Source organism: Actinosynnema sp. NPDC004786 (assembly GCF_053601135.1).
In genome coordinates this window covers 194,561-221,239 of sequence record NZ_JBSGBG010000010.1, presented here as the reverse complement: position 1 = coordinate 221,239, position 26,679 = coordinate 194,561, and the positions used below count along the sequence as shown (strand labels likewise).

Here is a 26,679-nt window from a genome sequence, read left to right as displayed (position 1 = left end):
CAACCGCACCACGGTGCTGCGGGTGGTCGGCAACATCCACGGCAGGCCGGTCGAGCTCAACACCGCCAGCGTGACCACCGCGCTGCTGGCCCGCAGCCGATTCCCCGACTGGGTCCTGCGCGGCGCCGACGAGTTCGAGATCGACCTGCGGGCACTCCCCGGCGAGCAGACCAACAGCCCGACGTACTGGGCGGCCGCCCGCAGCCACCTGGAGGACCGCTTGGCGCACCTGCTCACGCAGGTGCGCAAGGAGGTGGTCAACCACGTCTCGGTCTTCGCCCTGGCCCGTATCCCGGTCCTGGTGCTGCTGGGCACTTATCTGGACAAGATGCTGCAGGTCGACATTTACCCCAAGCGCCGTGAGGGCCCCAGGGTGTGGGGGTGGGACGAGGTCGGCACGCCGGTGCACTTCACCGCGGAGCTGCGTCGGGGCGGCAGCGACCCCACACGGGTGGCGGTGATGTTCTCGATCTCGGGAAGCGTCGACATCAACCGCCTCCCGCCCGACGTGCTCGACTCGCACACCGTCTACGAGCTGCGCCCCAGCTCGGCGCTGCCGACTCCGGAACTGATCGACACCCAGGCGACCCTGGACCGCTTCTCCCACGCGTGGCGCACCCTGCTGTCCACCATCGAGGTCGACCACCCCGACGCCCCCGCCATCCCGATCTTCCCCGCAGTGCCACCCGCGGCGGCCATCGCCATCGGTCGTCACCTGCTGCGCGCCGCACACCCGCCCCTGCACATCTACGACCGCGCCCCCGGCTCCCACGACTACCTGTTCACCACCGACACCAACGCCTGATCCCCACTCAAGGAGCACCACGCCCATGACGGACTCCCCCGAGGACATCATCTCCACCCTGCTCACCGGCACCGTCGAGCACCTGGACATCCCCGACGACCTGCTGGACAAGACCGTCACCTGCTACGAGGACGTCGGTGCGTGGCTGCTGGACACCGGCGGTGAGCTCTGGTCGGTCTACCCGCAGGGATCGTTCACCCTCGGCACCGTCACCCGCCCTCCCAACGACGACGGCGAGTACGACATCGACGTCGTCTGCCACAAGGCGGTCAAGAAGACCAGCACCACCCAGGAGAAGCTCAAGAACGAAGTCGGCGACATGCTCGAGTCCTACGAGGAGCACAAGCTCGACGACGACAGCGACGACATCCCCATCCTGTCGATCAACGAGAGCCGGCGCTGCTGGACGCTGGGCTACGACGGCTTCCACCTCGACGTCGTGCCCTGCGTGACCGACGCGGAGCACCCGCCGACCAGCATCCTGCTCACCGACCTGAAACTACGGCCCTGGCACCACAGCAACCCCAAGGGCTACGCCGAGTGGTTCCGCACCCAATCCGCCGAGATGACCCGAGCCCTGGAGGCCAAGGCCGAGGAGGCCGGTGTCCCCGCGGTCCCCAACTGGACGGTGCGCACCACGCTCCAGCGCCTGGTGCAGGTGATCAAGTGGCACTGCGCGCTGCACTTCGCCGACGACCTCGACGACCGCCCGCCGTCGATCCTGATCACCACCTTGGCTGCCCACGCCTACGCCGGGGAGACCGACCTGTTCACCGCCACCGTGAACGCCGTCGCCGGCATGCCGAGGCACATCACCGAGGAAGGCGACAAGTGGTGGGTCCGCAATCCCGCCCACGAGCTGGAGAACTTCGCCGACAAGTGGAACGAGCCCAACCAGCGCCACAAAAAGTTCCTTTCCTGGCTCGACACCCTCGCCGAAACCCTGGACGATGCCGGGAACTCCGCCGGCAAGGGCCTCGACCACCTGGTCGACCGCCTCGGCGGCACCTTCGACCTCGGTCTGCTCCGCAAGTCGGCCCAACGCATGGGCCTGGAGACCAGGCAGTTCCGCGACGCGGGCAAGCTCGGCATGACCCGCAACGCCGGAGCCCTCACCACCCTGCCCACCGGCACGACCCGCGTTCGGGATCACGAGTTCCATGGTCCGACGCAGCGGTAGGGCCGTCCTCACCCCGGCACAAAAAGCCCTCGGTCTGCGGCGGGCAGTCGCCGACTGCCGGTGCCGCATCCGCGCAGGTGTACTGACCTGCATCGTGGACCTGCAACCCACGCCCATCTCACGCCGCTACACCGTCAAGATCACACAACAACCACCCCGCGCACCGAAGGTCGAAGTCCTCGCACCGGCCCTGCCCCTACACCCCGGTGCCACACGACTGCCACACGTCAACCACGACGACACGCTGTGCCTGCACCAGCGCGGCGAATGGGAATCCGACATGCCCATCGCCGACACCATCCTGCCGTGGACCAGCGAATGGTTCTATTACTACGAAATCTGGCTCATCACCGGCCAATGGACCGGAGGAGGCGACTGGCCCGCAGCCAGAACTACCTGACCTGACGAGAGAATACAACGATTCGATCTTCAGCCTGCACAGGCGACAACGCAGGCCGTAATCGACATCGTCAGCCTCCGACAACGTTGATCTCGGTCCTGCGCCGCCGGATCGATAGAACAGATCCTCGATCACGCCGACGTCATGGGCGCGTCTGGACGCACCACCAGATGTCGGTGACAGAACGCTCAGCAGGCGGCCATGCGCGACTTCAACACTCTGTAGTCGAATCACCACAGTGCGAACTATCGATCTCGGATGCACCCCGGACTTCCGTGATCGTTAAACAGTTGACGGAACAGCCGCGCCAATAGAGACGGCCGATTCACGCGTGATGTGGCGTGCGTTACTTGACTTGGCCGGAGAGCAGCGGTTTTACTGCGGTCGCGCTATCGCCTACCAGCGGGTAGGCGAGGTTCGCGCCAACGATACGAGCGTGGGCTCACGCATTCCTGTCGCGCCCATTCATTCGTCGTGTCCGACAGCGGATGACGCCTGCCGCAAAACCGGGAGTCCGGCATGTCCCTGCCCGATCGCCACGACCGCACCCGACGTCGGCTTGCGCGCCGAGGCCGAGGCCGCATACTGCTACCCGTCGTCGCCTGCGCCCTGATGGCGGCGCTGGTCACGCCGGCCAACGCCGTCGAGCAGCCCGCCCCGCCGGGAGGTGGCACCGTCCAGTCCTTCTGGCTGCACATGAACAGCACGCCGGTGTCCGACGAGGTGCTGGCCACCGAGGCGCGCCGCCGTGCGTACATCGTGCTGAACGCCTGGGAAGGCGGGTTGATCCCGAAGTTGAAGGCGGCGAACCCGGCCGTCCAGGTGTTCGTCTACAAAGACCTCTCCTCCACGCGGTCGTACGCGTGCCGTAACGGGGTGGACGACGCGCAGTTGCCGACCGGTGTCGGGTATTGCCAGGCGCAGAAGGACCACCCGGAGTGGTTCCTGCTCGACCCGAACGGCCGCCGGTTCGAGTACGGCGGCTATTCCGGGCACTGGCAGATGGACGTCGGCAACACCGCCTACCAGGACGCGTGGGCGGCCAACGTGGTCCAGAGCAGCACCAAGGCGGGATTCGACGGCGTGTTCATGGACAACGCCCTGTTCCCGTGCGATGCCTACCACCAGGGCGTGTGCCCGGCGAAGTACCCGACCGACGCGGCGTTGCAGGACGCCTACAAGTCGATGCTGGCCAACACCCGGGACGATTTCGTCGCGGCCGGGTTGAAGACGGTCGCGAACCTGTCCAACGCGCGACTGCACGCCGGCGCGTGGGACGCCTACACCGAACACCTCGACGGCGGCTTCGACGAGTGGTGGCTCACCTTCAACGACAACGACCTGCTCTCCGAATACCCCGAGGGCTGGAGCAGGCAGGTCGCCCAGATCACCTCCAACGAGGCGCGCGGCAAGATCACCTGGGTGCAGCCGCACCACAGCGACGGCGCGGACCGGCCCTACCGGTTCGCGCTGGCCAGCTACCTGCTCGCCGCCGGCGACAAGGCCGCGATCGCGAGCATCGACCAGACCGACGGCTACGGCGACCCCCGGCCGTGGCGGGCCGAGTACGACTGGGACCTCGGCGCCCCGACCGGTCCCTACAAGTCCGTCGGCGCGAACATCTTCCTCCGCGAGTTCTCCTGCGGCACGGTCGTGGTCAACGCCAACCGCACCGACACCAAGGCGGTGGACGTGCCGCTGGGCGGTTCCCACCTCACGGAGCGGGGCACGACGGTCGACCGGGTGTCCCTGGCCGGCACCAGCGGCGCGATCCTCCGCGCGGCCTGCTGACCGAAAAGGACAACTCACCCCACTTCCGCGACTTCGGCTCCGGTGCGGCGTGCGCGCGGCTACCATGCGCAGCGGCAATGAAGTGTGACGGAGGGTGAGCATGGCGTCTGGCGAGCACGACGAAGACTGGTTGGACCTGGCGGACGCCATCGACGTGTTGCGGGACCAGCTCTCCCAGGCCCAGCGGCGCGGCAAGGACTCGCCGCTGCGGTTCGTGCTGGGCGAGATCACCGCCGAGTTCGAGATCGAGCTGGTCCGGGCGAAGAACGGCGGCGGGGCGCTGAAGTTCGGTGTCGTGGAGGCGGACGCCCGGCGGGAGCGCACCACGCGGTCCACCCAGCGGCTGACGCTGCGGCTCAACCCGCAGCACCGCGACGGCGGGGACGTGGCCGTGGGCGACGACCGCGAGTAACCCGCCCCGATGGAGCACGACCAGGTCGTCAAGGTGCACGGCGCGCGGTTCGGCAGCGGGTACCTCGTCACGCCCCGGCTCGTCCTGACCGCCTCGCACGTGCTCGGGCCGGACACGGCGGTCGCCGTCTCCCGGCCGGCATCGCCCGCGCGGTTCGCGGCGGCCGTGCGGTGGGACGGCGGCCGGGCGCTGGACGCGGCCCTGGTCGAGATCACCGACCCCGCCTGGTCGCCGCCCGCGACGCTGCGGGGGCACCTCAGCCGCCGCGTCCAGCGGTGGGGCCGGTGCGTGACGGCCGGGAGTTCCGTGCCGGTCGCCGCCATGGGCTTCCCCCGCCAGCAGCGACAGGACGACGGCCGCGCCCCCGAGGAGGTGCTGGGCACGGTCCGACCGCGCCCCCACCCCGTCCTGGAGATCCTCGACCCGCACAGCCCGTTCGGCCGCGAGGAGGACACCGGCACGCCGTGGTCGGGCATGTCGGGCGCGGCCGTCTTCCTGGAGGGCTCGGACCTGCTGCTCGGCGTGGTGAAGGAGGACCGCGGGCCGCGCCACGGCACCCGGCTGACGGCCACCCGCGCCGAGGACCTGCTGGCCGACGACGGGTTCCGCGCCGCGGTCCGGGCGGCGGGCGGCGTCGACCCCCGGCTCGAACCGGTGGAGCTGGCCGACCTGCTGGAACCGGCGACGCCCACCGAGGTGCACTCGCCCGCGATGCTGCTGCGGGCGGACGCCGAGGTGGTGCCGTTCCTCGGCCGCGAAGAGGTGCTGGACGACCTGGAACGGTGGTGCCTGGCGGACGGCCCGCCCTCCGCGCGCGTCCTCACCGGACCGGGCGGCCAGGGCAAGACCAGGGTGGCCCGGCAGCTCGCGGCACGGCTGCGCGAGCGCGGCTGGGTGACCGGGTCGGTGCACGGCGAGCCGGGTGACGTGGGCGTGGTCCGGGCGGTCCGGCACCCGCTGCTGCTGGTCGTGGACTACGCCGAGTCACGGCCCGAGCTGGTCAGGACGCTGTGGCGGCAGACCAGGCGCGCCACCCACCCGGTGCGGCTGCTGCTGCTCGCCCGCTCGCTCGGCTCGTGGACGACCAAGGCGACCGGCACGCTGCCCGAGGTCAAGCTGCACGCGCTCGGCGCCGGCCCCGAGGACCGGGAGCGCGTGTTCCGGGCCGCGGCCCGGGGGTTCGCCCGCCGCCTGGCGGACGGCCTGGGCCGGCCGGACGTCGACTGGCTCGGCCTCGCGGACACCCTCCCGGTGACCCGCTCCCGGTCGGGCGCGGAGACGGCGTTGACGGTCCAGATGGCGGCCCTGGTCGCCTTGCTGCGCCAGGCGCGTGGCGAGGACCGGCGGCCGCTGGAGGCCGAACTGCTGGAGGAGCACGAGCGCGGCTACTGGGTGGACACCGCCGAAGGGCGGCGCGCCGGGGAGCTGGACGCGGGGCTGCTCGAACAGGCGGTGGCCACGGCCGTGCTGTGCCCCGCGCTGGACGAGGACGAGGCGCACCGGACCATCACCCGGGTGCTGCCCCACGAGCCGCAGTGGGTGGCCCGGGACGTCGCCGGCTGGCTGCGCGACCTGTACCCGCCGCCCGACGGCCAGTACTGGGGCCGCCTGGAACCGGACCGCCTCGGCGAGTTCCACGCCGCCCGGCAGGTGGTCCGCCACGCGAGCCTGTTCCGGCGGCACTTCGCCGAGGCCCCGGACCACCAGCGGCTCCAGACGCTCACCGTGCTCGCCCGCGCGGCCGTCGCCCACGCCAACGAGGGACGCGCGGACGACGCGCGGGAGGTCATCGCCCGGCTGCGCGCCGCGCTGCGCGAGGTCCCCGACCACGTGCCGCTGACCGCCGCGCTGCTGCGGGCGCACTCGGACGCGTTGCCCGCGCAGTCCCACGTGCTGCGGGACTACGCGCTCGACGTGGCCCACGAGCTGACCCGGCTCTGCCACGCCACCGACGGGGACCGGTCCGCGCTGCGCGACCGGGCGTGGGCGCTGCACAACCTGGCCGAGCGGCACCTCGCGGTCGGCCACCGCGCCGAGGCCGTGACCGCGGCGACCGAGGCGGTGGCGATCCGCGAGGGGTTGGCGCGCGGGCACGAGGCCCCGACCCACCGCACGGAGTGGGCCGAGTCGCTGCGGGTGCTGTCGCAGGCGTTGCGCGGCACCGGGCGGTTCGGCGACGCCTACCGCGTCGGCGAGCAGGCGCTCGGCCTGTTCCGGGCGCTGACCGCGGAGGACGGCGACGACGCCGGCAAAGGCGAGCGGGGGCTGGTGCGGGCGCTCATCGGCCAGGCGCGGGTGGTGTGGCTGCTCGACCCGCAGACGATCGGCTTCGACCAGGTCGCCAGGTCCGACGAGTACACCGACGAGGCCGTCCGCCGGGCCCGCGACCTCGTGGAGCGGTACCCGGACCTCGACCCGCTGCTGCTCACCGACGCGTTGGAGCAGCGGGCCACGAACCTCTGGCGGTTCCAGCGGCCGCCGACGGGCCTGTCGCCGAGCGAGGAGGCGGTCGCGACGGTCCGCCGGCTGGCCGAGGAGAACCACGACGCCTACGCCGGCGACCTGGCGAACGCCCTGCTCGGCCTGGCGGTCGAGGTCGGCGCGGACTCGCCCGGCGAGGCGATGGCGTTGGAGCACGAGGCGATCGCCCTGGTGCGCCCGCTCGCCGCCGACCTCCCCGAGGTCCACCTGCCCGAGCTGGGCACCCTCCTGCACAACCTCGCGTTGGACCTGTTCGACCTGGGGCGGCACGCGGCCGCGCGGGAGGCGATCGAGGAGGCCGTCGAGCACCGCCGCACCCTGGCCGACGACCCGTACGGGCTGGAGGTGCCCAGGCTCGCCCAGTCGATCTACACGCTCGGGTGGTTCGAGGCGTACGAGGGCGACCACCGGGCGGCGGTGGAGCGCTTCACGGAGACCCTGGCCCTCTACGCGAACGCCGTGGTCCCGCTCAGCGCGAGCCACCTGCGCCACCAGTCGGCCACCGCCCTGGCGCTGGCGCAGTCCTACGCGGCACTGGGCCGCACCGACGACGCGCTCAGGACCGTGGTGGAGGCGGGCGCGGTCCGGCGTCGCCTCAGCGAGTACGCGCCGAGCCTGTACGCGGAGGGGTACGCCGAATCGCTTCGCGACCTCGCCGACCTGTACCGGAGCAGGGGCCAGCGGATCCCGGAACGCATCGTGCTGCGGCACGCCCTGCCGATCTACCGGCACCTGGCCCGTGCCGACGCGCAGGGACGGGAGAAGCTCGCGTGGTGCCTGCACGAACTCGGCGCCAGCTACGGCGTGCGCTGGTCGACGGGCGAGCGGGCGGTCGTCACGCTGCGGGAGGCCCACGACCTGCTCGCCGAGCTGCCGTCCCGGACCGTCGAGCAGGACCGGCTCCTGGCCCGGATCCGCGCGGACCTGGTCGGCGCGCTGCTGCTGACCAGCCGCTTCACCGAGGCCGTGCAGGTCGCCGAGCAGGGGGTGCGGCTCCTGCGCCGGCTGTCGGTCGCCGACCCCGAGGGGCACCGCTGGTCCTTGTACTTCGCCCTCCTGGGGCTGTCCCGGGGGCTGGTGATGGCGGGCGACCCGGCCGCCGCCCGGCGCGCCGTGCTCGACGCGGAGGAGCTGGGCCGGGTGCTGGTGAGCCGGCCCGACCGGACGCCGGCCCAGGTCGCGCTCGTCAACGTCCGGTTGGCGCGGACCTTGAGCCTGTGCGGTCGGCACGACATCCGCCTGGTGCTGCGCGCGCTCGAACCGGCGCGGCGGGCGGCCCGCCTCAACCGGCGGCTGGTCGACCGCAACCCCCACGAGCACCAGGCCGCCCTGGAAGAGGCCGTCGGCACGCTCGTCACGGTCCTGACGCAACTCGGCCGGCACGCCGAGGCCGCCGAGGCGCGGTGGAGGAGAGGAGCATGACGCCATGACCACACCACCACGGGGCGTCGAGGAGCGCGACGAGTCGGCGGAGGACATCCGGCAGGACGAGGAGCGCGTCGGTCGCCCGGCGGAGCTGTTCTACCCCCACGTGGCCGAGTTCGTCACCGACCGGCTGATCTACCTGATCCCCCGCCCGACACCGGAGTCGCGGCTGGTGTGGTGCCCGAGCTGGTTCCGGCACGCGCATGCGCTCTCCCGGCTGGACTCGGTGTGGCGCGCGTGGGAGAGCCTGCGCTTCGACCCGGCGCTGGGGATGGCGAACTGGTGGACGCACTACGCGGACCCCCACCTGCGCGCCCTGATGGACCCGGTCACCGGGCCGTTCGCCCGCTGCGTCGACGGCCACCGGTCGGACGAGCCGCTGCCGGTCGACCTGCCCCCGGAGGGGCTGTTCACCGACCAGCGGAACACGTGGAACCTGCCGTTCCCCGACGACCCGCTGGCCCTCGACTGACCCCGACCGCGGCGGCCGGGGTCAGCGGGAGAACTCGAGGTGGATGTCGTCGGTCTCCTTCAACAGCATCACCCGGCGGTGCGCGGGATCCCAGCCGGCGCCCACGAGGAAGTACCGGGCGCCGGAGCGCTGCACCAGGCGCAGCCCGTCGTAGCGGAACTTGACGTGCGCGCCCGGCGCGGTCACGGGCGTCTCCACGACCCCGGGCAGGTTCGTCGCGAGCCGCTTCGCGCTGTGCACGGTGACCGCGACGAGCTGGTCCGGGTCGGCGGCGATGTTGTCCGCCTGGCCCTCGCCGACGGCCGTGGCGATGCGTTCGGTGTCCCAGAACACCGTGAGGCCCAGGGCCAGCAGGAGCAGGACGCGCAGGCTCGGCGTGCCCCGCCGGTCGCCCGCGTGGCGGCGCAGCACGTCGGCGTAGACGGCGCTCGACAACGCGACCGTGAGCACGTACGGGAACCACGTGCCGCCGGTCTGCGGCCACAGGGCGGTGAGCACGACCAGGCCGAGGCCGAGGAGCAGCGCCGTCCCGGTGAGCACGCGCGGCAGCGCGGTCCCGAGCCGGCGGCGTCGCACGGCCGGCAGGACGACCCGGTGGTGCGCCCAGTGCAGCCCGAGGGCGATCAGCACGAGCAGGGTCAGCGGCACGAACAGCACGTCGACGCTGCGCAGGAGGTAGTCCTGCACGGAGAAGTCGAGCAGCGCCGAGTCGTAGCCGAGCTTCTCGGCCTTCGCCCTCGTGCGGACCCAGCCGTAGTAGACCATCAGCGAGGTCGCCAGGGCGACGGGCGACCCGACGACGGCCACGGCGTGCAGGACGGAGGCGCCGGCGGGCCGCGGTGCGGCGGCGGGGGCGCGGAGGGAGGACAGCCGCCTGACCTCACCCGGTCGGGTGGGGCGAACTCGCACGACCCGCGGTCTCCTCGTCGAAGGTGTACTCCGCCACGGGCTCGAACGGCCAGGACGAGACCTTGACCCCGACGCGGGTGCTCGCACCCGATCCGGGTTCGGACAACGTCAGCAGCACGGTCGCCTCACGGCCGTCGACGGTGCGCACGTCGTCGATGACCGTCCACACGTTCTCCCCGGTGAGGTAGACCTTCACGACGGGCCCGAGGTTCCGGCCGACGAGGCGGACCTCCCGGCCGCTCGCCGGCCCGTGGTGCGGTTCGACGGCCAGGACGACCGGGCAGCTCGTGGACGCCGTCCCGGTGGCGGGCCGCTGCCTGCCGAACACGGCTCCGGGGTCCTGGCGGTGGGCCGTCACGACGTCGAGCAGCATCCGGTACAGGTCCCGCACGTAGCACTCGAACTGCCCGGTGGCCCCGGAGACCGCGTCGAGGCGGGCGTAGGCGGTCGGCCACAGGTCGGCGCGGCCGTGGAACGCGGCCAGGCAGGCGGCCGCGGCCCCGGCGAACACCGACGACACGGGCTCGGGGAAGTCCGGCGCGCTCGCCAGCGCGTCCGCGCACCGGCCGTTGGCGATTTCGTAGTACACGACGGTGGTGGTGTTGCCGCCACCGCCCGCCGGGGTGAACGACTCGATCCACGTGATGATTTTCGAACCGGACGGGCGCTGCGTCGTCTTCGAAACGGGCGGCGGTCCGGACGACGACGTGCCGGTCGTCGTGGACATCACCGCGGACAGGGGTGTCGGCGCGCCGGTCGACGTGAACCCGGGGGACGGCGTGAACGCGGATGACGACGCGTCGGGCGAATCGAACGCGGGGGGCTCCGGGGTCGGCGAATGCGTGCCCGTCGTGCCGCGCACGACGGGCACGTCCGCCTGACCTCGGGCTTCCGCGACGAGCGGATCGGACCGCAGACCGCGGTGCAGGGCGAATGCCGCGACCACGGCCACCAGCGCGCAGGCGCCGACGATGGCGATGATCCGCTGTGATCGGGACAAGCGGCTGAAACCCACGCCAGTTCCCCTCCCCGTGATGGTGGCGCGGTGTGCGAAGGCCGGACTTGCCTTTGCGGACCCCCCGGCGACGGCCGCCAGCCTATCCGCGGTCGACCACCGAAAGGCATCACACCATCGGGTATTGCGCTGGGTGATCGAGTGCTTTTCGGGTAATGCGCGCGGACGCCGAAAGGGAATCTCACGTGAGCGGAACGACGAGCACATCGCACGGCGCTTCGCGCAGCGCGTGGCGGCTCACGCTGCCGATGAGCGCGTGCCGCAGCCCCGATCCGCGCTCGACGCCCACGACGACCAGGTCCGCGCCGCGGCGGTCCGCGAGGTCCGGGACGAGGTCCTCGGGCCGCCCGGCTTCGACCAGGACCTCGGCGGGCGCGGGCGTGAGCCCGGCGGCCAACCGCTCGACCTCCGGCCGCGCCACCGCGAGCTGCCCGCGACGCAGCTCGCGGATCGCGCGGTCGTCCGCGCCGGTGAGCCGCAGCAGGTTCTCCCCCAGCACGGTGACGCCGTGCAGCAGCAGGTAGGGCGTGCCGCGGGTCAGCGCGATCCCCGACCGCGCGGCCCGGAACGACCGGCTCGTCGCGTCCACCGCGCACAGCGCCGACGAGTACGCCGAACCGCCGGCGCGCTTGACGACGAGCACCGGGACCGGGCTCAGCTCCACCACCTGCTCGGCGGTGGAACCCGGGAAGAGGTCCCGCGGCCGGTGCGCGCCGCGTGCGCCCACCACGACCAGCCCCGCCTCGCGGCGCTCCGCCTCCGCCACGACCTCCGGGCCGACCGACCCGGTGGCCACGACCGCCTCCACCGGCACCGCGGCGTCCCGCACCAGGTCCCGCAGCGCCCGGGACGCCGCCTCCACCAGCTCGACGCCCAACCCGGGCGGCGCGGCGTGCACGACCGTGACGTCCACGCCGTGGCGTCCGGCGATCGCGAACGCGCGCCGCAACGCCGCGCGGGAGCCCTCGGAGAAGTCCGTCGCCACCAGGACCCGGCGCACCGCTCAGCCCTCGCCGTCGGGCCGCCGGCCGCGGCGGTGGGCGGCGCGGGCGATCGCGTGGCTCGCCACCGGGGAGGTGAGCGCGATGAACGCGATCGCCAGCACGGCGAAGGTGATGATCGTGGCGTCCTCGGTCGCGATCGAGGACGCCAGGATCGCGATCACGCCCGGTCCCGTGGTCAGGCCCTGGGCGTGCAGTTGCACGTAGGTGTCGGTGCGGCGCAGGACGCCGACCAGGCTGACCGTGAGCAGGACCAGGCCGAGCAGGAGCAGCGCGCCGCCGAGCACGTCGAGCAGGATCGAGATCATCCGAACGGGCTCCCCGAGTCGAGGTAGCGGGCCGTCGCCACGGTGGCGACGAACGACAGCAGGGCCAGCGCCACCGCGGCGTCGAAGTAGTACGCCTGTCCCCGCAGGTAGCACAGCAGGGCCAGCAGCGCGATGACGGCGACCGCGAGGAGGTCCAGCGCGACGACCCGTTGGAGGACGTCGCGGGCGCGCACCAGCGCGATGCCGCCGGCGACCAGCAGCAGCGTCACCCAGAAGAGGGCGGTGATGACGACGACGGCGGGCATGGCGGTCACGGGAAGACGCGGCGCTGGCGCCGCCGGTAGGAGTCGAGCTGGGCGGCGATCACTGCCTCCGGGTCGCGCGCGTCGAGGACGTGCAGCAGCATCCGGCCGCGGTGCTCGTCCACCTCCACGACGACGGTGTCGGGCACGAAGCCGACGCGCACGCCCCAGGCCGCCGCGGAGGCCGGCGCGCCCGGCGGTATCGGGATCTCCACGAGCCCGCCCTCGGCCGGGCCGCGGCCGACGAGGGCGACGGCGGTCTGCCAGGTGCCCACCACCAGGTCGACCAGCGTCCCGCCGAGCAGCGCCGGCACGCCCGCGAGCCGGCGGCCCAGCGGCGGCGGTGGCTGCGCCGGCCGGACCCGCCGGGCCGCGACCACGATCACCGTCGACAGGAGGAGCCCGACGAGGACGTCCCCGGGGCGCAGGCTCGTCAATGCCAGCAGGTAGACGGCGGTGAGCACGACGACGCGGAGCAGCAGTGCGGGCATTCCGACCTCCCTGGTCATTCGGGGTGCGCGGCCAGCAGCGCGTCGACCGCGTGGCTGCCGATCAGGAGCAGCGGCTCGGGCCACAGCCCGGTGACGAGCACCAGCAGCGCCAGCGCCGCGGCGAGCAGCCGCTGCGGCAGCGGGCTCGGCGCGCCGGTCGCCTGCGGGTCCGGCCGCCAGAAGCGGCGTTGGTAGACCTGGAACATGTAGACCAGGGACAGCGCGCTGCCGACCAGGAGCAGCACCACGAGGGCGGCGCTGCCGGCCACGATCCCGGTGCGGAACAGCTCCAGCTTGCCGATGAACCCCGCGGCCGGCGGCACGCCCGCGACGCTGAGCGCGCCGACCGCGAACGCGCCCGCGACCAGCGCGCCCCGCACGCCCGCGGCCAGGAACAGCAGCGCCTTGTTCAGGGAGTTGATCACGCTGTAGAGCACCGCCGCCATGAGCCCGACCGGTCCGCCCACGCCGAGCGCCACCAGCACGTACCCGACCTGGCCGATCGCGGAGTAGGCCAGCATCTCGGCCGCGTCGCCGCGGGAGACCGCCAGCACGCCGCCGTAGACGATCGACGCCGCGCCCAGCACGACCAGCGCGACGCCGGCGAGCCGCAACTGCTCGGGGAACAGGTCCACGCCGAAGCGCAGCAGGCCGTACGCGCCGATGTTCGCCACCGCGCCGCTGAGCACGGCGGCGACCGCGGGCCGGGCGCCGGCGTAGACGGTGGGCAGCCAGAAGTGGAACGGGAACAGGCCGAGCTTGACGCTGAACGCGATGAAGAACCCGGCCGCGATCAGCACCGCCGCGTTGGGGTCGACGGCGAGCATGCGCGCGGCCACCTGTTCCATCGCCAGCGCGCCGGTCACCCGGTAGGCGCCGGCCACGGACAGCAGGAAGATGAACGACCCCAGCAGGTTGACCGCGGTGAACACCAGCGCCGACCGCAGCTGCCGCCGCTTGCCGCCGTAGGCGCTCAGCGCGTACGACGCGGTCATCGCCAGCTCGAAGAAGACGTAGAACGAGAACACGTCGGCGGTGACGAACAGGCCGGTCAGCCCGGCGCCGAGCAGCACGACCAGGCCGGGCAGGGTTCGCGACCGGACCCCGCCCACCGCCTCGTGGACGGCCGCGGCGAGCAGCACGAGCACCGACAGCAGCGCGAAGGCCACACCCAGGGCGTCGGCCCGCAGCACGATCCCCACGCCGACGGGCCAGCCGCCGGTCACGACCTCGCGCGCGGCGCCGGTGAACACGTCGGCGGCGAGCACGCCCAGCACGGCCAGCGTGGCGGCGAGCGACGCGACGGCGAGCCAGGCGACGACCCGCCGGCGCCCGTCGAGCGCGACGAGGACCGCGCCGGTCACCCAGGGCACGAGGAGGGCGGTCGAGAGCAGCATCAGGGCGTCACCCGCCCGGCCTCGGGCCGCGGTTCGTCGTCCCGGTCGTCGCCCTCGGTCTCCTCGCGGTCGGCCTGCCGCTGCCGCTCCAGGCTCGCCTCGTGCTCGGCCTCGGTCGCGGCCAGCTCGTCCTGCTCGGCGGTCCGGAAGACCACGACCGCGCGGTGCACGAGGGCGAGCAGCAGCGCCACCGTGGCCAGCCCGATGACCAGCGCGGTCAGCGCCAGGGCCTGCGGCAGCGGGTCGCTCACCGCGTCGCCCGGCGACACCGCGATCGCGGCCCCGCCGCGGGTCAGCGCCGAGGCGATGATCGTGACGACGGCGCTCTGCGAGATCAGCATGATGCCCGCGACCATCCGGACGAGGTCGCGCTTGAGCAGCAGGTAGGCGCCGGAGCCGAACAGGACGGCCGCGGCCAGGGCGAAGGCGAGGATCACCGCTTGCCCACCCCCGGCGGCCGGCGGGCGAGCTGGTGCAGCAACGTGGTGAGCACGCCGACGACCAGGACGAACACCCCGAGGTCGAACACCAGCGGGGTGAACAGCTCCAGCGTGCCGATCCTGGTGACGTGCTCGCCGCGACCGGGGCGGTGGCTGACCGGCGGCTCGCCGAGCAGGAGGGGGAAGAACCCGCCGGCGAGCGCGAGGAGCAGGCCGCCGACGGCGAGCTTGGGCGCGTGCCGCAGCACGGGCAGCGCCGACTCGGCGCCCTCGGCGCCGTAGGCCACGTAGATCAGCGCGATGGCCAGCGCGACGATCACCCCGGCGGCGAACCCGTCGCCGACCTCGACGTAGCCCTTGACGATCAGGGCGGCGGCGACGACCAGGCTCGGGCCGGGCAGCAGCCGGGCGACGACCCGGACCACCGAGTCCGGCGGCCCGTCCTCGTCCTCCGCGCTCACCACAGCCTGCCCCGTCGCATCAGGGTGGCCACGCCGACCACGGCGACCAGCAGCACCGTGATCTCGACCAGGGTGTCCAGGCCGCGGAAGTCGGCGACGATCACCGTGACCACGTCGCCGCCGTGCGCGACCGGGGTGAGCCGGATGTGCTCGGCCGACACGCTGTCGGGCGCGGGCTGGGACAGGAACCCCCACACCGAGACGAGCACGGCCAGCCCGGCGACCCCGCCGGCGACCGCGTCGCGCCGGCGGCGGGTGCGGGCGGGCGCCGTGGCGTCGGGGTCCGGGGCCTCGTGGGGCATGCGGGTCAGCGCGGCGACGAAGACCAGGGTCAGCATGGTCTCGACCACGACGGCCACCAGCGCCACGTCCGGCGCGCCGACGAGCGCGTACACCGCGGCCAGCGCGAAGCCGACCACGGCCAGGGCCAGCGCCAGGGCGAGCCGGGCGCGGGAGTTCGCGATCACCACGGTCGCGATGACCACCAGCGCCAGCAGCGGGAGGATCAGCCAGTCCGCCCCCGCGACCGGCCCGACCGCGTACGCGCCGGAGGTCGGGGTGACGACGAACGCCAGGCCGATCACCAGGCCGGCCGGCACGAGCACCGCGGCGATGCTGGTGCGCAGGTCCCTGACCTCCCGGTCGTGCACCGCGGCCGACGCGCGGTCCAGCCCGTGCAGCGCCGCCTCGTAGGCCCGGCGCGGACCCCACCGCTCCCCCGCCGCGGCCACCGCCCGCGCCACCGGGTCCACCAGGCGCGGCAGCACGAGCAGCAGCCCGCCCAGCACCCACGCGGCGACCGCCATGAGGTTCTCCGGGCGGGCGTCGAGGTGGTAGCCGGGGGACAGGGTCACCGGCCCGCCGGTCGACACGCCGGCCGCGTCGCCGGCCAGCCGCGCGAACGGCGTCGTGACCAGGCCGCCGAACACCGAGAGCGCGGCGAGGAACACGACCGGGGCGACCAGCAGGCGCGAGGTCGCGCCGATCCCGCCGCGGGGCGGGCCGAGGAACAGCCGCGCCCAGAAGCGCCCGATGTAGGCCACGGTCAGGGTCGCCGCGACCACGGCCAGCACCGCGGTCACCGGGCCGTGCCGCAGCGCCGCGGTGAACAGCAGTTCGTCCTTGAAGAACCCGATGGTCAGCGGCAGCGCGGCCAGCGTCGCGGCCGCCACCCCGGCCGCCGTCGCGAGCACCGGCGCCCGGCGGCCGAGCCCGCCCAGCCGGGACAGCCGGTCCTCGCCGGTGGCCATGGTGATCGCCCCCGCGGTCATGAACAGGGCGCTCTTGGCCATGGCGTGCGCCACCACGTAGAACGCGGCCGCGCCGTTGCCCTCGGCGCCGCCGATGCCGTACAGCATGACCAGGTAGCCGTACTGGGAGATGGTGGAGTAGGCGAGGACCTGCTTGAGCACGTCCTGGCGCAGCGCCAGCACCCCGCCCACCACGATGGACACCGCGCCGACGACCACCAGCCCGGTCAGCACCGCCTCGCTGCGGGCCAGCAGCCGGTGCACGCGGCCGATCACCAGCACGCCCGCCGCCACCATCGCCGCCGAGTGCAGGTAGGCCGAGACGGGGGTCGGCGCGGCCATCGCGCGCGGCAGCCAGAAGTGCAGCGGCGTCTGCGCGCTCTTGGCGATCGCGGCCACCGCCAGCAGCGCGGCCGCGAGCGTGGTCGTCGGCGACGGGTCGGCGCGCTCCAGCAGCTCGGGGATCGAGAACGTGCCGTGCGCGGCGTAGAGCAGCACGGCGGCCACCAGCATCGCCACGGCGGCGACCACGGTGACCAGCAACGCCATCAGCGCCGCCGTCCGCGCGGCCCGCTCGGCCCGGTCGAAGCCGATGAGGAAGTACGAGCACACCGCGGTCAGGTCGAAGAAGACGAACACCAGCACGAGGTCCTGCGCCGTGGCCAGGCCGACCATGGCCACGGCGAACAACGTCATCCAGGGCCAGAACCGCCACCGCTCGACCGCCGACCGGCGCTCGTGCTCCAGGTGCAGGGTGAGGTAGCGGGTGCCGTAGGCGAACACGAGGGCGCCGACCCCGGTGGCGAGCAACCCGTAGAGCACGGCGAGCCCGTCGAGCGCGAAGCCCAGCCGCAGGTCCAGGGTGGACGCCCAGGGCAGCGAGAACCCGCCGCCGCCGGCCGACCAGCCGAGCAGGCACAGCGCGAACCCCGCGGCCGCGGTCACGCACGCCGTCCAGCCCTGCCAGTCCACGCCTGGACGCCCCTCACCGCGGGTTCCCGCACCACCGCGAACGAGGACCACGGGCAGCTCCTCCGGCCGGACGTCGACTAGTCCGCAACGTACGGGATCCCGAACGGATCCGCAGACGGTGTGAACCCGCTCGGGTGGCCGTCGTCGCGGTGCGCAGCGGGTTTCCGGCCGTCCGAATCGGACGGGTCCGATGTGGTCGGTGCGCGCCGGCGGTTCACCTCGCCGACGCCCGGACGGGTTACACGGCGCGCCCGCCCCGGCCGGGGTGCCCGCGGGCCGGGCGCGTCGATTCGCCGAATTGCGCTTAAATGCAGGTGAACATGATTCCAACACCCGGAGAACCGCCCCGCGCCGTGACACACTGGACGGTGTCGGCGTTGTGATTCTGCGCGGAGGCGGCTTTGGCCGATTTACCGTGGGACTTCATCATCACGGTGGTCGCACTCGGGGTGTCCCTTTTCGCGTTCCTGTGGGAATTCGTGTTCGTGGGGCGCAAGCGGCTCGGCCACCGCGTCCAGATGGACACCACGGTCGCGAACCTCATCGCCCCGGAGTTCAGCGGCGACCTGCTGCCGGAGCTGGTCGAGAAGGACCGCTCCTACGTCCTGGTGCGCATCGAGAACAACGGCCGCACGCCCATCTCCACCGGCGACTACGCGGTGATGCCGGACAACCCGGTCGGCATCGAGATCCGGTTCCCGAACCGGCGGGTCACCGGGATGGCGCTGACCGACCTGACGCCGCCGACGCTCGACCTGTCGCTGCGCAGCTCCGAGCACAAGCCGGCCGACGGGCTGGGGACCCGCAACATCGAGGACGGGGGCCAGACCGTGGGCCTGGTCGAGCTGCCCAAGGTGCCGCTGAACCGGGGCGAGCACTACAAGGTGCTGGTCTCCCTGGAGAGCGCCGACGGCGACCGCGGGCCGTTCCCCGAGCCGAAGGTCGTCGGCGGCATCAGCGGGGGCACGTTCCGGGCCACGAAGAACCGCACGGGCACCTCCGCGCGCAGCGTCGCGCTGGCCGCGTTCCTCACCGCCGCCCTCGTCGGGCAGCAGGTCTACTCGCTCACCGCGACCGACGCGGCGCTGGACTGCGCGAGCGGGAGGCTGGTCCTCCTCGGCTCCACCGCGTTCCGCCCGATCCTGGACAAGGCCACCGCCACGTACCGCAGAACGTGCCCCCAGGCGGAGTTCTCGATCGAGCTGAGCAACAGCAACGCCGGGTTGGAGAGGCTGAACCGGGACGGCCCCGCCCACGCCGACGTGCTGGCGTTCTCCGACGGCGCGAAGCCCGACGGCTTCCCCCAACTGCTGCCGCGGCCGGTGGCGTTGCTGCTGTTCACCCTGGTGGTCCACCCCGACACCGGGGTCGGCGACCTCACCACCGCGCAGATCCGGGACCTGCACGCGGGCCGGATCGCCAACTGGCGCGACGTGGGCGGCAAGGACGTGCCGGTGCGCCTGGTCGGCCGCAACACCGGCTCGGGCACCCGCCGGGCGTTGGAGGAGCACGTGCTGGGCTCGTGGCAGCAGGGCGCCAACTCGGTCGACTGCCGGACCGTGGGCGCCGGCGCGCAGGACGGCGTCGTGCGGTGCGAGCGGGGCTCCACGCGGGAGGTGCTGGACACCGTGGCGGCCACGCCCGGCGCGCTCGGCTACAGCGAGTTCGGCCTGGCGACCGCGACGGAGGGGGTCGTGCCGGTGCGCATCAACGGCTTCGAGGCCACCACGGAGGGCGTGGATCGCGGTCTCTACCCGTTCTGGGAGACCGAGATCGCCTACACCTACGCCGTGCCGCAGGCCGACGCCCTGCCCGCGAGCTTCCTGCGCTACCTGACCAACCAGGTGGGCCAGGACATCATCCGCGCGTCGGGCCACCGCCCGTGCACGGAGATGGAGAACCTTCTCCTGTGCCGTCCGGAATGACCCGATCGTCGGAGTGTCCCGCCGGGCATGATGATGAGCAATTCATCGGATGTCCAGACTGGTGTCACTTCTCGTTCACCCTTACGGTCGATCCCGGCAGCGGTTCGGAGTACGTGCCGGCGGCGGGGATTCCCCCGCCCGTGGTGGGAGGGCTCTGATGGTCGAGAAGCTCGAAGGGCACCAGGTCCGCGACCCGCGCCGCCTGCGGGCCAACGTCGAGGTCCAACTGGACCAGGCCGCCGAGGAACTGACCCGCCGCCTGGCGGGCCGCGTCGCCTACCAGGTCGTGCGCGACGCCGTCACCGACGCCTACCACCGGCTCGCGGCCCAGGCCAAGGTCCACGGCTTCCTCCCCATCCTGGCCGCCCGTTCCGCGCAGCAACGCCTCCAGTCGTCCTGAACGGTCCGGGTCGGACGACGCGTCCGCCCCGGACCGCCACCCCCGCGGTTCAGTAGTACAGCGTCGTCCAGGTGAAGTTCTCCTGCGCGCCGCCCTCGCCGTCCTGGATCCACACCTCGAGCCGGATCTCATCGTTGCGGTTGGGCGTGTGCCAGAACCGGTCGAGCGCCGCACCCTGTCCCGTGCCGCTTTGCGGGGTGCAGCCATTGGCGCCGTTCTTGTCCTCCGGGTAGCCGAGGATCCTCCCCTGGGTCACGTTGACGGCCAGCGCCACGGCCCGCCTGCCGTCCGCCCGCGTGTCGCACACCTCGACCCGTCCGTAGTAGGTGTTCACGAACGCCCTCGCGCCTGTGGTGTACAACGGGTTCTCCGCCGCGTGGGCAGGTGCGGCGACGAGCCCGAGCAGCAGCGCCGCACTGGCGGGCACGGCTCCGAGCAGCAGTTTTCGCATGTGCTTGTCCCCCTGTGATCCGCTGCCGGAGACCCCTCGCCTCCGGCGGTCCTCAGCTTCGCCCCCGCGCGTGGGAGAAAGCTGGGGCGGATCTGGGATCGCCGCCGTGGCTCCGGCCGGGGTCAGGTGTCGAGCGTGCCGGGCAGGTCGCCGAGCAGAGCGGCGACGCGGTCGGCGTCGGCGGTCCGGTGTTGGGCCAGGAACAGCGAGACGGCGCGGCGGCGGGCGGCGGTGGCCTGGTCGTGGCGGTTGGCGGCGGCGTGGCTGTCGGCCAGGCGTTCCAGCGTGTCGGCGTAGTCGTAGGTGGCCCCGACCTCCTGGAAGTCGGCGAGCGCCTGCTCGTAGTGGGCCGCGGCTTCGTCGTGGTCGCCCGCCAGGTGGGCGATGTAGCCGAGGCTGTCCAGGGTGCGCCCACGGGCGTCGAGGTCGCCGTGGCGGCGGGCCAGGTCAAGCGCCGCCGTGCAGTGCGCCCGCGCCAGCGGCAGGTCGTGCAGCTTCGCGGCGTACCACCCGGCCTGGTTGAGGGCGTGCGCCTCGCGCATCTCGACGCCGAGCGTGCGCAGCATCGCCAACGCCCGCGTGGCGTGGTCCAGCGCGGCCGCATCGTCACCCCGTTGCTCGTGCACCCACGCCAGGGCCTGGTGCGCGTTGGCCTGTCCGGACAGGTCGCCCGACGCGCCACCGAGCGCCAACGCCCGGTCGAGGTGGCCGGACGCCTCGACCAGGTCGACACCGCGGGCAAGTGCCGCGCCCAGCCTCCAGGACGCCAACGCCCGCGCGTCGGGATCGCCCGTGCGGTCGGCGGCGGCCATCGCCGCCCGCCACACGGCCACCTGGTCGTCGACGAGGCCCTGGCGCCGCTGGAACGTGTCCAGCGACCACGCCAACTGCCACACGACCCGGTCCCACCCGCGCCGCGCGGCCAGTTCCTGGGCCGCGATCAGGCACGCGTACTCCGACGCCAACCACGCCAACGCGCTCGACTCGTCGGGGAACACGCCGTCGGCGGGCACCGGCTCACCCAGCGCGGGAGGGTGCTCGTACGGGTAGAGCACGCCCTCGGCGGCCCGTCCGACACGGGCGTAGTGCAGTACGACCCTCCGCAACGCCTCCTCCTGGTCCGCGCGGTCACGTGCCCGTTCGGCGGCGTAGAGCCGGACCAGGTCGTGCATCCGGTAGCGGCCCGGCACGTGCTGTCGCAGCAGGTGCCAGGTCTCCAGGTGCGCCAGCAGCCGCCGCGCCGCCGGCGGCTGCTGGTCCAGCAACTCGGCCGCGGCCCGCAGGGAGATGTCCGGACCGGGCGCGACCCCCAGCACCGCGAACGCCCGCGCGACCGGCGGCGGCAGCACCCGGTAGGACGACGTGAACACCGCGTGCAGGCTCATGCTCAGCTCGGTGTCGCCCGCGTGGGCCAAGCCGTCGGCCTCGCGCAGCTCCGCGACCAGCGCGCCGAGGGGGAAGTCCGGGTACGCGGCGGCGTGCGCGCCGACGATGGCCACGGCCAGCGGCAGCCCCGCGCACCACTCCAGCAGCGCGTCGACGGCGGCGGGCGCCTCGTGCACCCGCTGCGCGCCGACGTGACCGGCCAACAGCTCCCGCGCCTCCGGGTCGGGCAGCACGTCCAGCTCCAGCGTCGGCACACCGTGCGCGGCGGCCAGGCCGGTGAGGCGGTGCCGGCTGGTGACCAGCACGGTGCAGGTGCCGCTGCCCGGCAGCAGCGGGAGCACCTGGTCGGTGTCGCGAGCGTTGTCCAGGACCACCAGCAACCGACGCCCCGCCACGACGCTGCGGTACAGCGCCGCCTGCGCCTCCACCTCGGCCGGGACGGACGCCGGCGGCACGCCCAACGCGCCGAGGAACCGGCCCATCACCACCGCGGGGGACGCCGGAGGCCCGTCCGGGTCGAAGCCGCGCAGGTCGGCGTACAACTGCCCGTCGGGGAACCGGTCGACGGCGCGGTGCGCCCAGTGCAGGACCAACGCCGTCTTGCCCGTCCCGGCCGGCCCCACCACCGCCAGCACCGGCGACGCGCCACCGGACGGGACCAACGCCTTGTCGATCCGGGCGAGCTGGTCCGCCCGCCCCACGAACAGCCTCGGTGCCGCCGGCAGCTCGTGCGGCGTCGGCACGGCCTCCCGCCGCTCCTCCTCCCGGACCGTCGGCTCGCCCGCGAGCACCCGCTGGTGCGCCTCGCGCAGCTCCGGCCCCGGGTCCGCGCCCAGCTCCTCGGCCAACCGCCGACGGACCACCTGGTAGCGGTGCAGCGCGTCGGCCTGCCGACCCGACCGGTGCAGCGCCACGACCACCTGGGCGGCCAGCCTTTCGTCCAGCGGGTTCTCCTCGGCCAGCGCGGTCAGCTCCGCCATCACCTCGGCGTGCCGCCCGAGGCGCAACGCGAGGTCGTTGCGGTGCAGCACGGCCTGCCAACGCTCCTGCTCCAGCGTGCGGCGCACCGCCTCCGCCCACTCGCCCCGCAGCCCGCCCAGCGCCGGACCGCGCCACAGCCCGAGCGCCCCGCCCACCGAGGCCAGCGCCGCCCGGTCCTCCTCGCCCCGCGCCCGCCGGAGCAAACCGCGGAAGCGGTGCAGGTCCACCGCGTGCTCGTCCACCGGCAGCAGGTAGCCGGCCTGCGTGCGGTCGATCGCGACGCCGGGCACGTCCGCGAACGCCTGCCGCAGGCGGTACACGTACCCGTACAGCGTGTTCCGCGCTTGCCGGGGCGGCCGGTCGCCCCACACCCGGTCCACCAGCACGTCCAGGCTCTGCTGCCGGTTGGGTTCCACCAGCAGGGCCGCCAGCACGCACCGCTGTCGCGCGTGGCCCAGGTCGACCTCGACCCCGTCCACCCGCGCGCGGATCTCACCGAGCAGCAGGAACTCGACCGACATCCGCACCCCCTGTCACAGGGTGTATCGGTCCGGGCACGCACGGACAAGAAGAACTCGAGAACTTCCCCAGATCGCCGCAGGACAATGCGCCGCCCGCGCACACGTTTCCCGGCCGTCCTGGAGCTGAGCGCGCTGGGCCCCGCCCGCGCACACGACGCGCGGCCGTCCTGAGGCTCAGCGCGCGGGGTCAGGAGTACGCCGCCCGCGCGCGTACGACTCCCGGCCGTTCTGGAGCGGTCGACCGGGTCAGGGCATGCGCCGCCCGCGACTCCCGGCTAGCCGGCGTCCGTTCCGGAGCGCTCGGCCGGCGGGGTCAGCGGCAGGTGGACGCGGAAGCGGGTGTCGCCCGGTTCGGACTCCACCCGGATGTCGCCGTGGTGGCGTTCGACCACGATCCGCCACGAGATGTCCAGGCCCAGGCCGGTGCCCTCGCCCACCGCCTTGGTGGTGAAGAACGGCTCGAAGATCCGGCCCTTCACGTCCGGCGGGATGCCCGTGCCGGTGTCGCCGACCTCCACCACGAGGTCGTCGCCGACGCGGGACGTGCGCACGGTCAGCGTGCCGCGGCCCGCCATCGCCGCCACCGCGTTGTCGACCAGGTTCGTCCACACCTGGTTCAGCTCGGCCGGGTAGGCGGGCAGCGGCGGCAGGGAGCGGTCGAAGTCCTTGACCACGCGCACGCCGTCGCCCAGCTTGCCGCCGAGCATCACCAGCGTGGAGTCCAGCAGCTCGTGCACGTCCACGACCTGGAACGGCGCCCGGTCGACCTGGGAGTACTGCCTGGCCGCGCCGACCAGCGCGGACACCCTGGTGGTGGCGTCCTCGATCTCGTTCATCAACGTCTCGGTCTCGACCGTGTAGGCCAGCCAGCGCACCGCGGCCTCGGTGGCGGTCTGCGGGCACAGCGCCGCCGCCCGGTCCAGCCACGCCACGTCGAGCCCGCCCGCGACCAGCACCGGCGCCAGGTCCCAGCCGCCGGCCACGCCGTGCGCGTCCAGCCAGTCGGCGACCTCGTCCTCCAGGTCGGCGGTCTCCATCGGGCCGAGCTTCGGCGCCTTCGCGACCTGCTCGACCGCGCTCTCCTGCAACCGCACCAGCACCGGCAGCGTGGCCGGGTCCAGCGAGCCGCTCGCCAGCAGCGCGAGCTTGTGCCGCATCCCGGCGACCCGTTCCCGCAACGCGCCGGTGGCCCGCACCGCGGCGGCGGCCGGGTTGTTCAGCTCGTGGGTCAGCCCGGCCGACAGCGAGCCCAGCGCGAGCAGCCGTTCCCGCTGGCTCACGATCCGCTCGGTGTTGCGCATGCCGAAGAACAGGCCCTCCAGCAGGTGGATCGCCATCGGGAACCACGAGCGGAACATCGCGCCGAAGTCGTGCGCCGGCAGCTGGTACAGCCGCACGTCGGTCACCGCGTCGGCGGTCATCTGGTAGACCGTCCTGGCCTCGACGTCCGAGCCCAGGTACGCCTGCGTGGCCCCGAAGTACGCGCCCCGGTGGTCGGTGCGGTTGGTCTCCACGCGATGGCCGCCGATCACCCGGCTCAACGCCACCGTGCCGTCCAGCAGCACGTAGAAGCAGGTCGCGGGCTGCCCCTCGCGCAGCACCCGGGTGCCCGCGGCGTGGGTCTCCACCCGGCCGTGCGCGACGAGCCAGGCGAGCTGCTCCTCGGACAGGTGCTCGAACAGGAACAGCCGGCGCAGGTCGTCCACCGTCAGGTTCTCCGTCACGACTTCTCCAGGTAGCGGTGGACCAGGGACACGGCCATCGCGCCGTCGCCGACCGCCGAGGCGACCCGCTTGACCGAGTCCGCGCGCACGTCGCCGGCCACGAACACGCCCGGCAGGCTGGTCTCCAGGTGGTAGGGCGGCCGGTCGAGGTCCCAGCCCGCCGGCGGGCGGCCGTCGACCACCAGGTCCGGCCCGGCGAGCACGAACCCGCGCTCGTCGCGGGCCAGCGTGCCCGCGAGCCAGTCGGTGTGCGGCGCCGCCCCGATGAACGCGAACAGCCAGGACGTCGGCACGGTCGTCGTCTCGCCGGTCTTGTTGTGGCGCAGCGTCACGGACTCCAGGTGCTGCTCGCCCGTGCCGCCGACGACCTCGGTGCACGTGAGCACCTCGATGTTGTCCACCCGGGCGAGCTGTTCGACCAGGTAGTGCGACATCGACCGGGCCAGGGAGTCGCCGCGCACCACCAGCACGACGCGGCGGGCGTGCGCGGCGAAGTACAGCGCCGCCTGGCCCGCCGAGTTCGCGCCGCCGACCAGGTAGACGTCCTGCCCCGCGCAGCCGGGCCCCTCGGTGGTGGCCGCGCCGTAGAACACGCCCCGGCCGGTCAGCGCGCCCAGGCCGGGCGCGTCGAGCCGGCGGTAGGACACGCCGGTGGCCAGGATGACGGTGTGCGCGGCCAGCTCGGTGCCGTCGTCCAGTCGCACGACCCGCGCCGCGCCCCGCGCCTCCAGCGCCACCACGTCGCACGCGGTCAGCACCTCGACGTCGAACTTCACCGCCTGCCGCCGCGCCCGGTCGGTCAGCTGCTCGCCGGACACGCCGTCGGGGAAGCCCAGGTAGTTCTCGATCCGGCTGCTCGTGCCCGCCTGGCCGCCGGTGGCCCGGCGCTCGACCAGCACCGTGCGCAGGCCCTCCGACCCGCCGTAGACGGCCGCGCCCAGGCCCGCCGGACCGCCGCCGACCACGATCAGGTCGTAGAAGTCGGCGGACGGCCGCGTGGTCAGGCCGACCCGCGCGGCCAGCTCCGCGTCCGACGGCTCGACCAGCGGCTCGCCGTCCGGGGTGATCACCACCGGCAGCCGGGCGCCGTCCTCGCCGCACGCGGTGAGCAGCCGGCCCGCCTCGGTGTCGCCGTCGTCCAGGGCGTGCCAGCGGAACGGCACCGAGTTGCGGGCCAGGAAGTCGCGGACCTCGTAGGACCGCGACGACCAGCGGTGCCCCACGACCCGGACCTGCCGCACCGGGCCGCGGTCGGCCGCCGCCCACGCGCTCAGCAGGTCGTCCAGCACCGGGTACAGCTTCTCCTCCGGCGGGTCCCACGGCTTGAGCAGGTAGTGGTCGAGGTCCACGACGTTGATCGCGCGGATCGCCGCGTCGGTGTCGGCGTAGGCGGTGAGCAGCACCCGGCGCGCCACGGGGAACAGGTCCATCGCGGCTTCCAGGAACTCGATGCCGCTCATGCCCGGCATCCGGTAGTCGGCCAGCAGCACGGCGACCTCCTCGCCGCGCAGCTTGATCTCGCGGAGCGCGTCGAGGGCCTGCGCGCCCGACTCGGCCCGCACGATCCGGTAGGACTCGCCGTACTTGCGGCGCAGGTCGCGCGCCACGGACCGGGACACGCCCGGGTCGTCGTCCACGGTCAGGATCGACGGCCTGGCGACCTGAGGTGTCGTCATGTCCACATTGAACCAGCGGTCCGGGGCCGCCCTCCCGAGGTGCGCCGATGTCGGGACCGGGCGCTCAGGTCCGGACCGGAACGGGGCCGCGGGGGCCGCGAGAACCGGTCGCCCGCGCCCTTGACGAGGGCACGGCGGGTGA

The 26,679-nt window shown here is 73.5% G+C and carries 24 protein-coding genes; 10 read left to right on the top strand and 14 right to left on the bottom strand.

The window, feature by feature from the left end; genetic code table 11:
* From ACWEFJ_RS11665 to ACWEFJ_RS11635, 7 genes are all read left to right on the top strand, one after another.
* Window positions 1–805: SAVED domain-containing protein (locus tag ACWEFJ_RS11665; protein WP_449713736.1), on the top strand; the 805-nt coding region annotated here is incomplete at its 5' end.
* Window positions 806–830: 25 nt separating this feature from the next.
* On the top strand, window positions 831–1,985 hold the full coding sequence (locus ACWEFJ_RS11660) for a cyclic GMP-AMP synthase DncV-like nucleotidyltransferase (RefSeq protein WP_449713735.1): 1,155 nt from the start codon (window positions 831–833) through the stop codon (window positions 1,983–1,985).
* 94 nt (window positions 1,986–2,079) lie between these two features.
* The gene (locus tag ACWEFJ_RS11655; protein ID WP_449713734.1) at window positions 2,080–2,385 is read left to right on the top strand and encodes a hypothetical protein; all 306 of its coding nucleotides are present in this window, start codon (window positions 2,080–2,082) and stop codon (window positions 2,383–2,385) included.
* A gap of 612 nt (window positions 2,386–2,997) precedes the next feature.
* Entirely contained in the window at window positions 2,998–4,176 is a 1,179-nt protein-coding gene (locus tag ACWEFJ_RS11650) for a putative glycoside hydrolase family 15 protein (protein ID WP_449713733.1), read from the top strand.
* Between the two features lie 100 nt (window positions 4,177–4,276).
* Window positions 4,277–4,588, top strand: coding sequence for a trypco2 family protein (locus ACWEFJ_RS11645; RefSeq protein WP_378089159.1), 312 nt, complete (start codon window positions 4,277–4,279; stop codon window positions 4,586–4,588).
* A 9-nt stretch (window positions 4,589–4,597) separates the two neighbouring features.
* Window positions 4,598–8,491, top strand: coding sequence for a trypsin-like peptidase domain-containing protein (locus ACWEFJ_RS11640; RefSeq protein ID WP_449713732.1), 3,894 nt, complete (start codon window positions 4,598–4,600; stop codon window positions 8,489–8,491).
* A 4-nt stretch (window positions 8,492–8,495) separates the two neighbouring features.
* Window positions 8,496–8,966 (top strand): DUF4913 domain-containing protein, encoded by a 471-nt coding sequence (locus ACWEFJ_RS11635; RefSeq protein ID WP_449713731.1) that lies wholly within the window; start codon window positions 8,496–8,498, stop codon window positions 8,964–8,966.
* A 21-nt stretch (window positions 8,967–8,987) separates the two neighbouring features.
* Here the strand turns inward: ACWEFJ_RS11635 and ACWEFJ_RS11630 are convergent, their stop codons facing one another.
* On the bottom strand, window positions 8,988–9,875 hold the full coding sequence (locus tag ACWEFJ_RS11630; RefSeq protein ID WP_449713730.1) for a hypothetical protein: 888 nt from the start codon (window positions 9,873–9,875) through the stop codon (window positions 8,988–8,990).
* Window positions 9,847–10,464, bottom strand: coding sequence for a hypothetical protein (locus ACWEFJ_RS11625; protein ID WP_378096468.1), 618 nt, complete (start codon window positions 10,462–10,464; stop codon window positions 9,847–9,849). The genes ACWEFJ_RS11630 and ACWEFJ_RS11625 overlap by 29 nt, the downstream gene beginning before the upstream one ends.
* A 4-nt stretch (window positions 10,465–10,468) precedes the next feature.
* Here ACWEFJ_RS11625 and ACWEFJ_RS11620 point away from each other — a divergent pair, with 4 nt between their 5' ends.
* Window positions 10,469–10,756, top strand: a complete 288-nt coding sequence (locus ACWEFJ_RS11620) for a hypothetical protein (protein WP_449713729.1) — start codon at window positions 10,469–10,471, stop codon at window positions 10,754–10,756.
* A gap of 315 nt (window positions 10,757–11,071) precedes the next feature.
* Here the strand turns inward: ACWEFJ_RS11620 and ACWEFJ_RS11615 are convergent, their stop codons facing one another.
* Genes ACWEFJ_RS11615 through mbhE form a run of 8 tightly spaced genes read right to left on the bottom strand, consistent with a single transcriptional unit; the run spans window position 11,072 to window position 17,473 of the window.
* Window positions 11,072–11,890, bottom strand: a complete 819-nt coding sequence (locus ACWEFJ_RS11615) for a universal stress protein (protein WP_449713728.1) — start codon at window positions 11,888–11,890, stop codon at window positions 11,072–11,074.
* A 3-nt stretch (window positions 11,891–11,893) separates the two neighbouring features.
* Window positions 11,894–12,199 (bottom strand): monovalent cation/H(+) antiporter subunit G, encoded by a 306-nt coding sequence (locus ACWEFJ_RS11610; RefSeq protein WP_378096476.1) that lies wholly within the window; start codon window positions 12,197–12,199, stop codon window positions 11,894–11,896.
* Complete coding sequence (locus ACWEFJ_RS11605) at window positions 12,196–12,465, bottom strand: monovalent cation/H+ antiporter complex subunit F (protein ID WP_449713727.1); 270 nt, start codon at window positions 12,463–12,465, stop codon at window positions 12,196–12,198. The genes ACWEFJ_RS11610 and ACWEFJ_RS11605 overlap by 4 nt, the downstream gene beginning before the upstream one ends.
* A gap of 5 nt (window positions 12,466–12,470) precedes the next feature.
* Window positions 12,471–12,953 (bottom strand): Na+/H+ antiporter subunit E, encoded by a 483-nt coding sequence (locus ACWEFJ_RS11600; protein ID WP_378096482.1) that lies wholly within the window; start codon window positions 12,951–12,953, stop codon window positions 12,471–12,473.
* Between the two features lie 14 nt (window positions 12,954–12,967).
* Window positions 12,968–14,350, bottom strand: a complete 1,383-nt coding sequence (locus ACWEFJ_RS11595; protein ID WP_449713726.1) for a complex I subunit 5 family protein — start codon at window positions 14,348–14,350, stop codon at window positions 12,968–12,970.
* The gene (locus tag ACWEFJ_RS11590) at window positions 14,350–14,787 is read right to left on the bottom strand and encodes an NADH-quinone oxidoreductase subunit K (RefSeq protein WP_378096487.1); all 438 of its coding nucleotides are present in this window, start codon (window positions 14,785–14,787) and stop codon (window positions 14,350–14,352) included. The genes ACWEFJ_RS11595 and ACWEFJ_RS11590 overlap by 1 nt, the downstream gene beginning before the upstream one ends.
* Window positions 14,784–15,251 carry an MnhB domain-containing protein gene (locus tag ACWEFJ_RS11585; RefSeq protein ID WP_378096490.1) on the bottom strand — a complete coding sequence of 156 codons (468 nt, stop codon included), beginning with the start codon at window positions 15,249–15,251 and terminating at the stop codon, window positions 14,784–14,786. The genes ACWEFJ_RS11590 and ACWEFJ_RS11585 overlap by 4 nt, the downstream gene beginning before the upstream one ends.
* Window positions 15,248–17,473 (bottom strand): hydrogen gas-evolving membrane-bound hydrogenase subunit E, encoded by a 2,226-nt coding sequence (mbhE, locus tag ACWEFJ_RS11580; RefSeq protein ID WP_449713725.1) that lies wholly within the window; start codon window positions 17,471–17,473, stop codon window positions 15,248–15,250. The genes ACWEFJ_RS11585 and mbhE overlap by 4 nt, the downstream gene beginning before the upstream one ends.
* Before the next feature lie 401 nt (window positions 17,474–17,874).
* Between mbhE and ACWEFJ_RS11575 the strand changes: the two genes are divergently transcribed.
* On the top strand, window positions 17,875–19,398 hold the full coding sequence (locus ACWEFJ_RS11575; protein ID WP_449713724.1) for a substrate-binding domain-containing protein: 1,524 nt from the start codon (window positions 17,875–17,877) through the stop codon (window positions 19,396–19,398).
* Between the two features lie 157 nt (window positions 19,399–19,555).
* The gene (locus tag ACWEFJ_RS11570; protein ID WP_378098498.1) at window positions 19,556–19,798 is read left to right on the top strand and encodes a three-helix bundle dimerization domain-containing protein; all 243 of its coding nucleotides are present in this window, start codon (window positions 19,556–19,558) and stop codon (window positions 19,796–19,798) included.
* 49 nt (window positions 19,799–19,847) lie between these two features.
* Here the strand turns inward: ACWEFJ_RS11570 and ACWEFJ_RS11565 are convergent, their stop codons facing one another.
* The 4 genes from ACWEFJ_RS11565 to ACWEFJ_RS11550 form a co-directional block, all read right to left on the bottom strand.
* Window positions 19,848–20,249, bottom strand: coding sequence for a hypothetical protein (locus ACWEFJ_RS11565; protein ID WP_449713723.1), 402 nt, complete (start codon window positions 20,247–20,249; stop codon window positions 19,848–19,850).
* Between the two features lie 122 nt (window positions 20,250–20,371).
* On the bottom strand, window positions 20,372–23,137 hold the full coding sequence (locus ACWEFJ_RS11560) for a BTAD domain-containing putative transcriptional regulator (RefSeq protein ID WP_449713722.1): 2,766 nt from the start codon (window positions 23,135–23,137) through the stop codon (window positions 20,372–20,374).
* A gap of 275 nt (window positions 23,138–23,412) precedes the next feature.
* Window positions 23,413–24,861: an ATP-binding protein gene (locus tag ACWEFJ_RS11555; RefSeq protein ID WP_378084898.1), complete on the bottom strand. Its 1,449-nt coding sequence runs from the start codon at window positions 24,859–24,861 to the stop codon at window positions 23,413–23,415.
* Window positions 24,858–26,537 (bottom strand): FAD-dependent oxidoreductase, encoded by a 1,680-nt coding sequence (locus tag ACWEFJ_RS11550; RefSeq protein ID WP_449713721.1) that lies wholly within the window; start codon window positions 26,535–26,537, stop codon window positions 24,858–24,860. Before ACWEFJ_RS11550 ends, ACWEFJ_RS11555 begins: the two co-directional genes overlap by 4 nt.
* Window positions 26,538–26,679 lie beyond the last annotated feature (142 nt).

What these genes read in the sequence shown, in the direction of transcription:
- ACWEFJ_RS11660 (WP_449713735.1), top strand. Translation starts at nt 831, where the DNA reads ATGACGGACTCCCCCGAGGACATCATCTCCACCCTGCTCACCGGCACC.
- ACWEFJ_RS11650 (WP_449713733.1), top strand. Translation starts at nt 2,998, where the DNA reads ATGGCGGCGCTGGTCACGCCGGCCAACGCCGTCGAGCAGCCCGCCCCG.
- ACWEFJ_RS11645 (WP_378089159.1), top strand. Translation starts at nt 4,277, where the DNA reads ATGGCGTCTGGCGAGCACGACGAAGACTGGTTGGACCTGGCGGACGCC.
- ACWEFJ_RS11640 (WP_449713732.1), top strand. Translation starts at nt 4,598, where the DNA reads ATGGAGCACGACCAGGTCGTCAAGGTGCACGGCGCGCGGTTCGGCAGC.
- ACWEFJ_RS11635 (WP_449713731.1), top strand. Translation starts at nt 8,496, where the DNA reads ATGACCACACCACCACGGGGCGTCGAGGAGCGCGACGAGTCGGCGGAG.
- ACWEFJ_RS11610 (WP_378096476.1), bottom strand. Translation starts at nt 12,199, where the DNA reads ATGATCTCGATCCTGCTCGACGTGCTCGGCGGCGCGCTGCTCCTGCTC.
- ACWEFJ_RS11605 (WP_449713727.1), bottom strand. Translation starts at nt 12,465, where the DNA reads ATGCCCGCCGTCGTCGTCATCACCGCCCTCTTCTGGGTGACGCTGCTG.
- ACWEFJ_RS11600 (WP_378096482.1), bottom strand. Translation starts at nt 12,953, where the DNA reads ATGCCCGCACTGCTGCTCCGCGTCGTCGTGCTCACCGCCGTCTACCTG.
- ACWEFJ_RS11595 (WP_449713726.1), bottom strand. Translation starts at nt 14,350, where the DNA reads ATGCTGCTCTCGACCGCCCTCCTCGTGCCCTGGGTGACCGGCGCGGTC.
- ACWEFJ_RS11570 (WP_378098498.1), top strand. Translation starts at nt 19,556, where the DNA reads ATGGTCGAGAAGCTCGAAGGGCACCAGGTCCGCGACCCGCGCCGCCTG.
- ACWEFJ_RS11565 (WP_449713723.1), bottom strand. Translation starts at nt 20,249, where the DNA reads ATGCGAAAACTGCTGCTCGGAGCCGTGCCCGCCAGTGCGGCGCTGCTG.
- ACWEFJ_RS11560 (WP_449713722.1), bottom strand. Translation starts at nt 23,137, where the DNA reads ATGTCGGTCGAGTTCCTGCTGCTCGGTGAGATCCGCGCGCGGGTGGAC.
- ACWEFJ_RS11550 (WP_449713721.1), bottom strand. Translation starts at nt 26,537, where the DNA reads ATGACGACACCTCAGGTCGCCAGGCCGTCGATCCTGACCGTGGACGAC.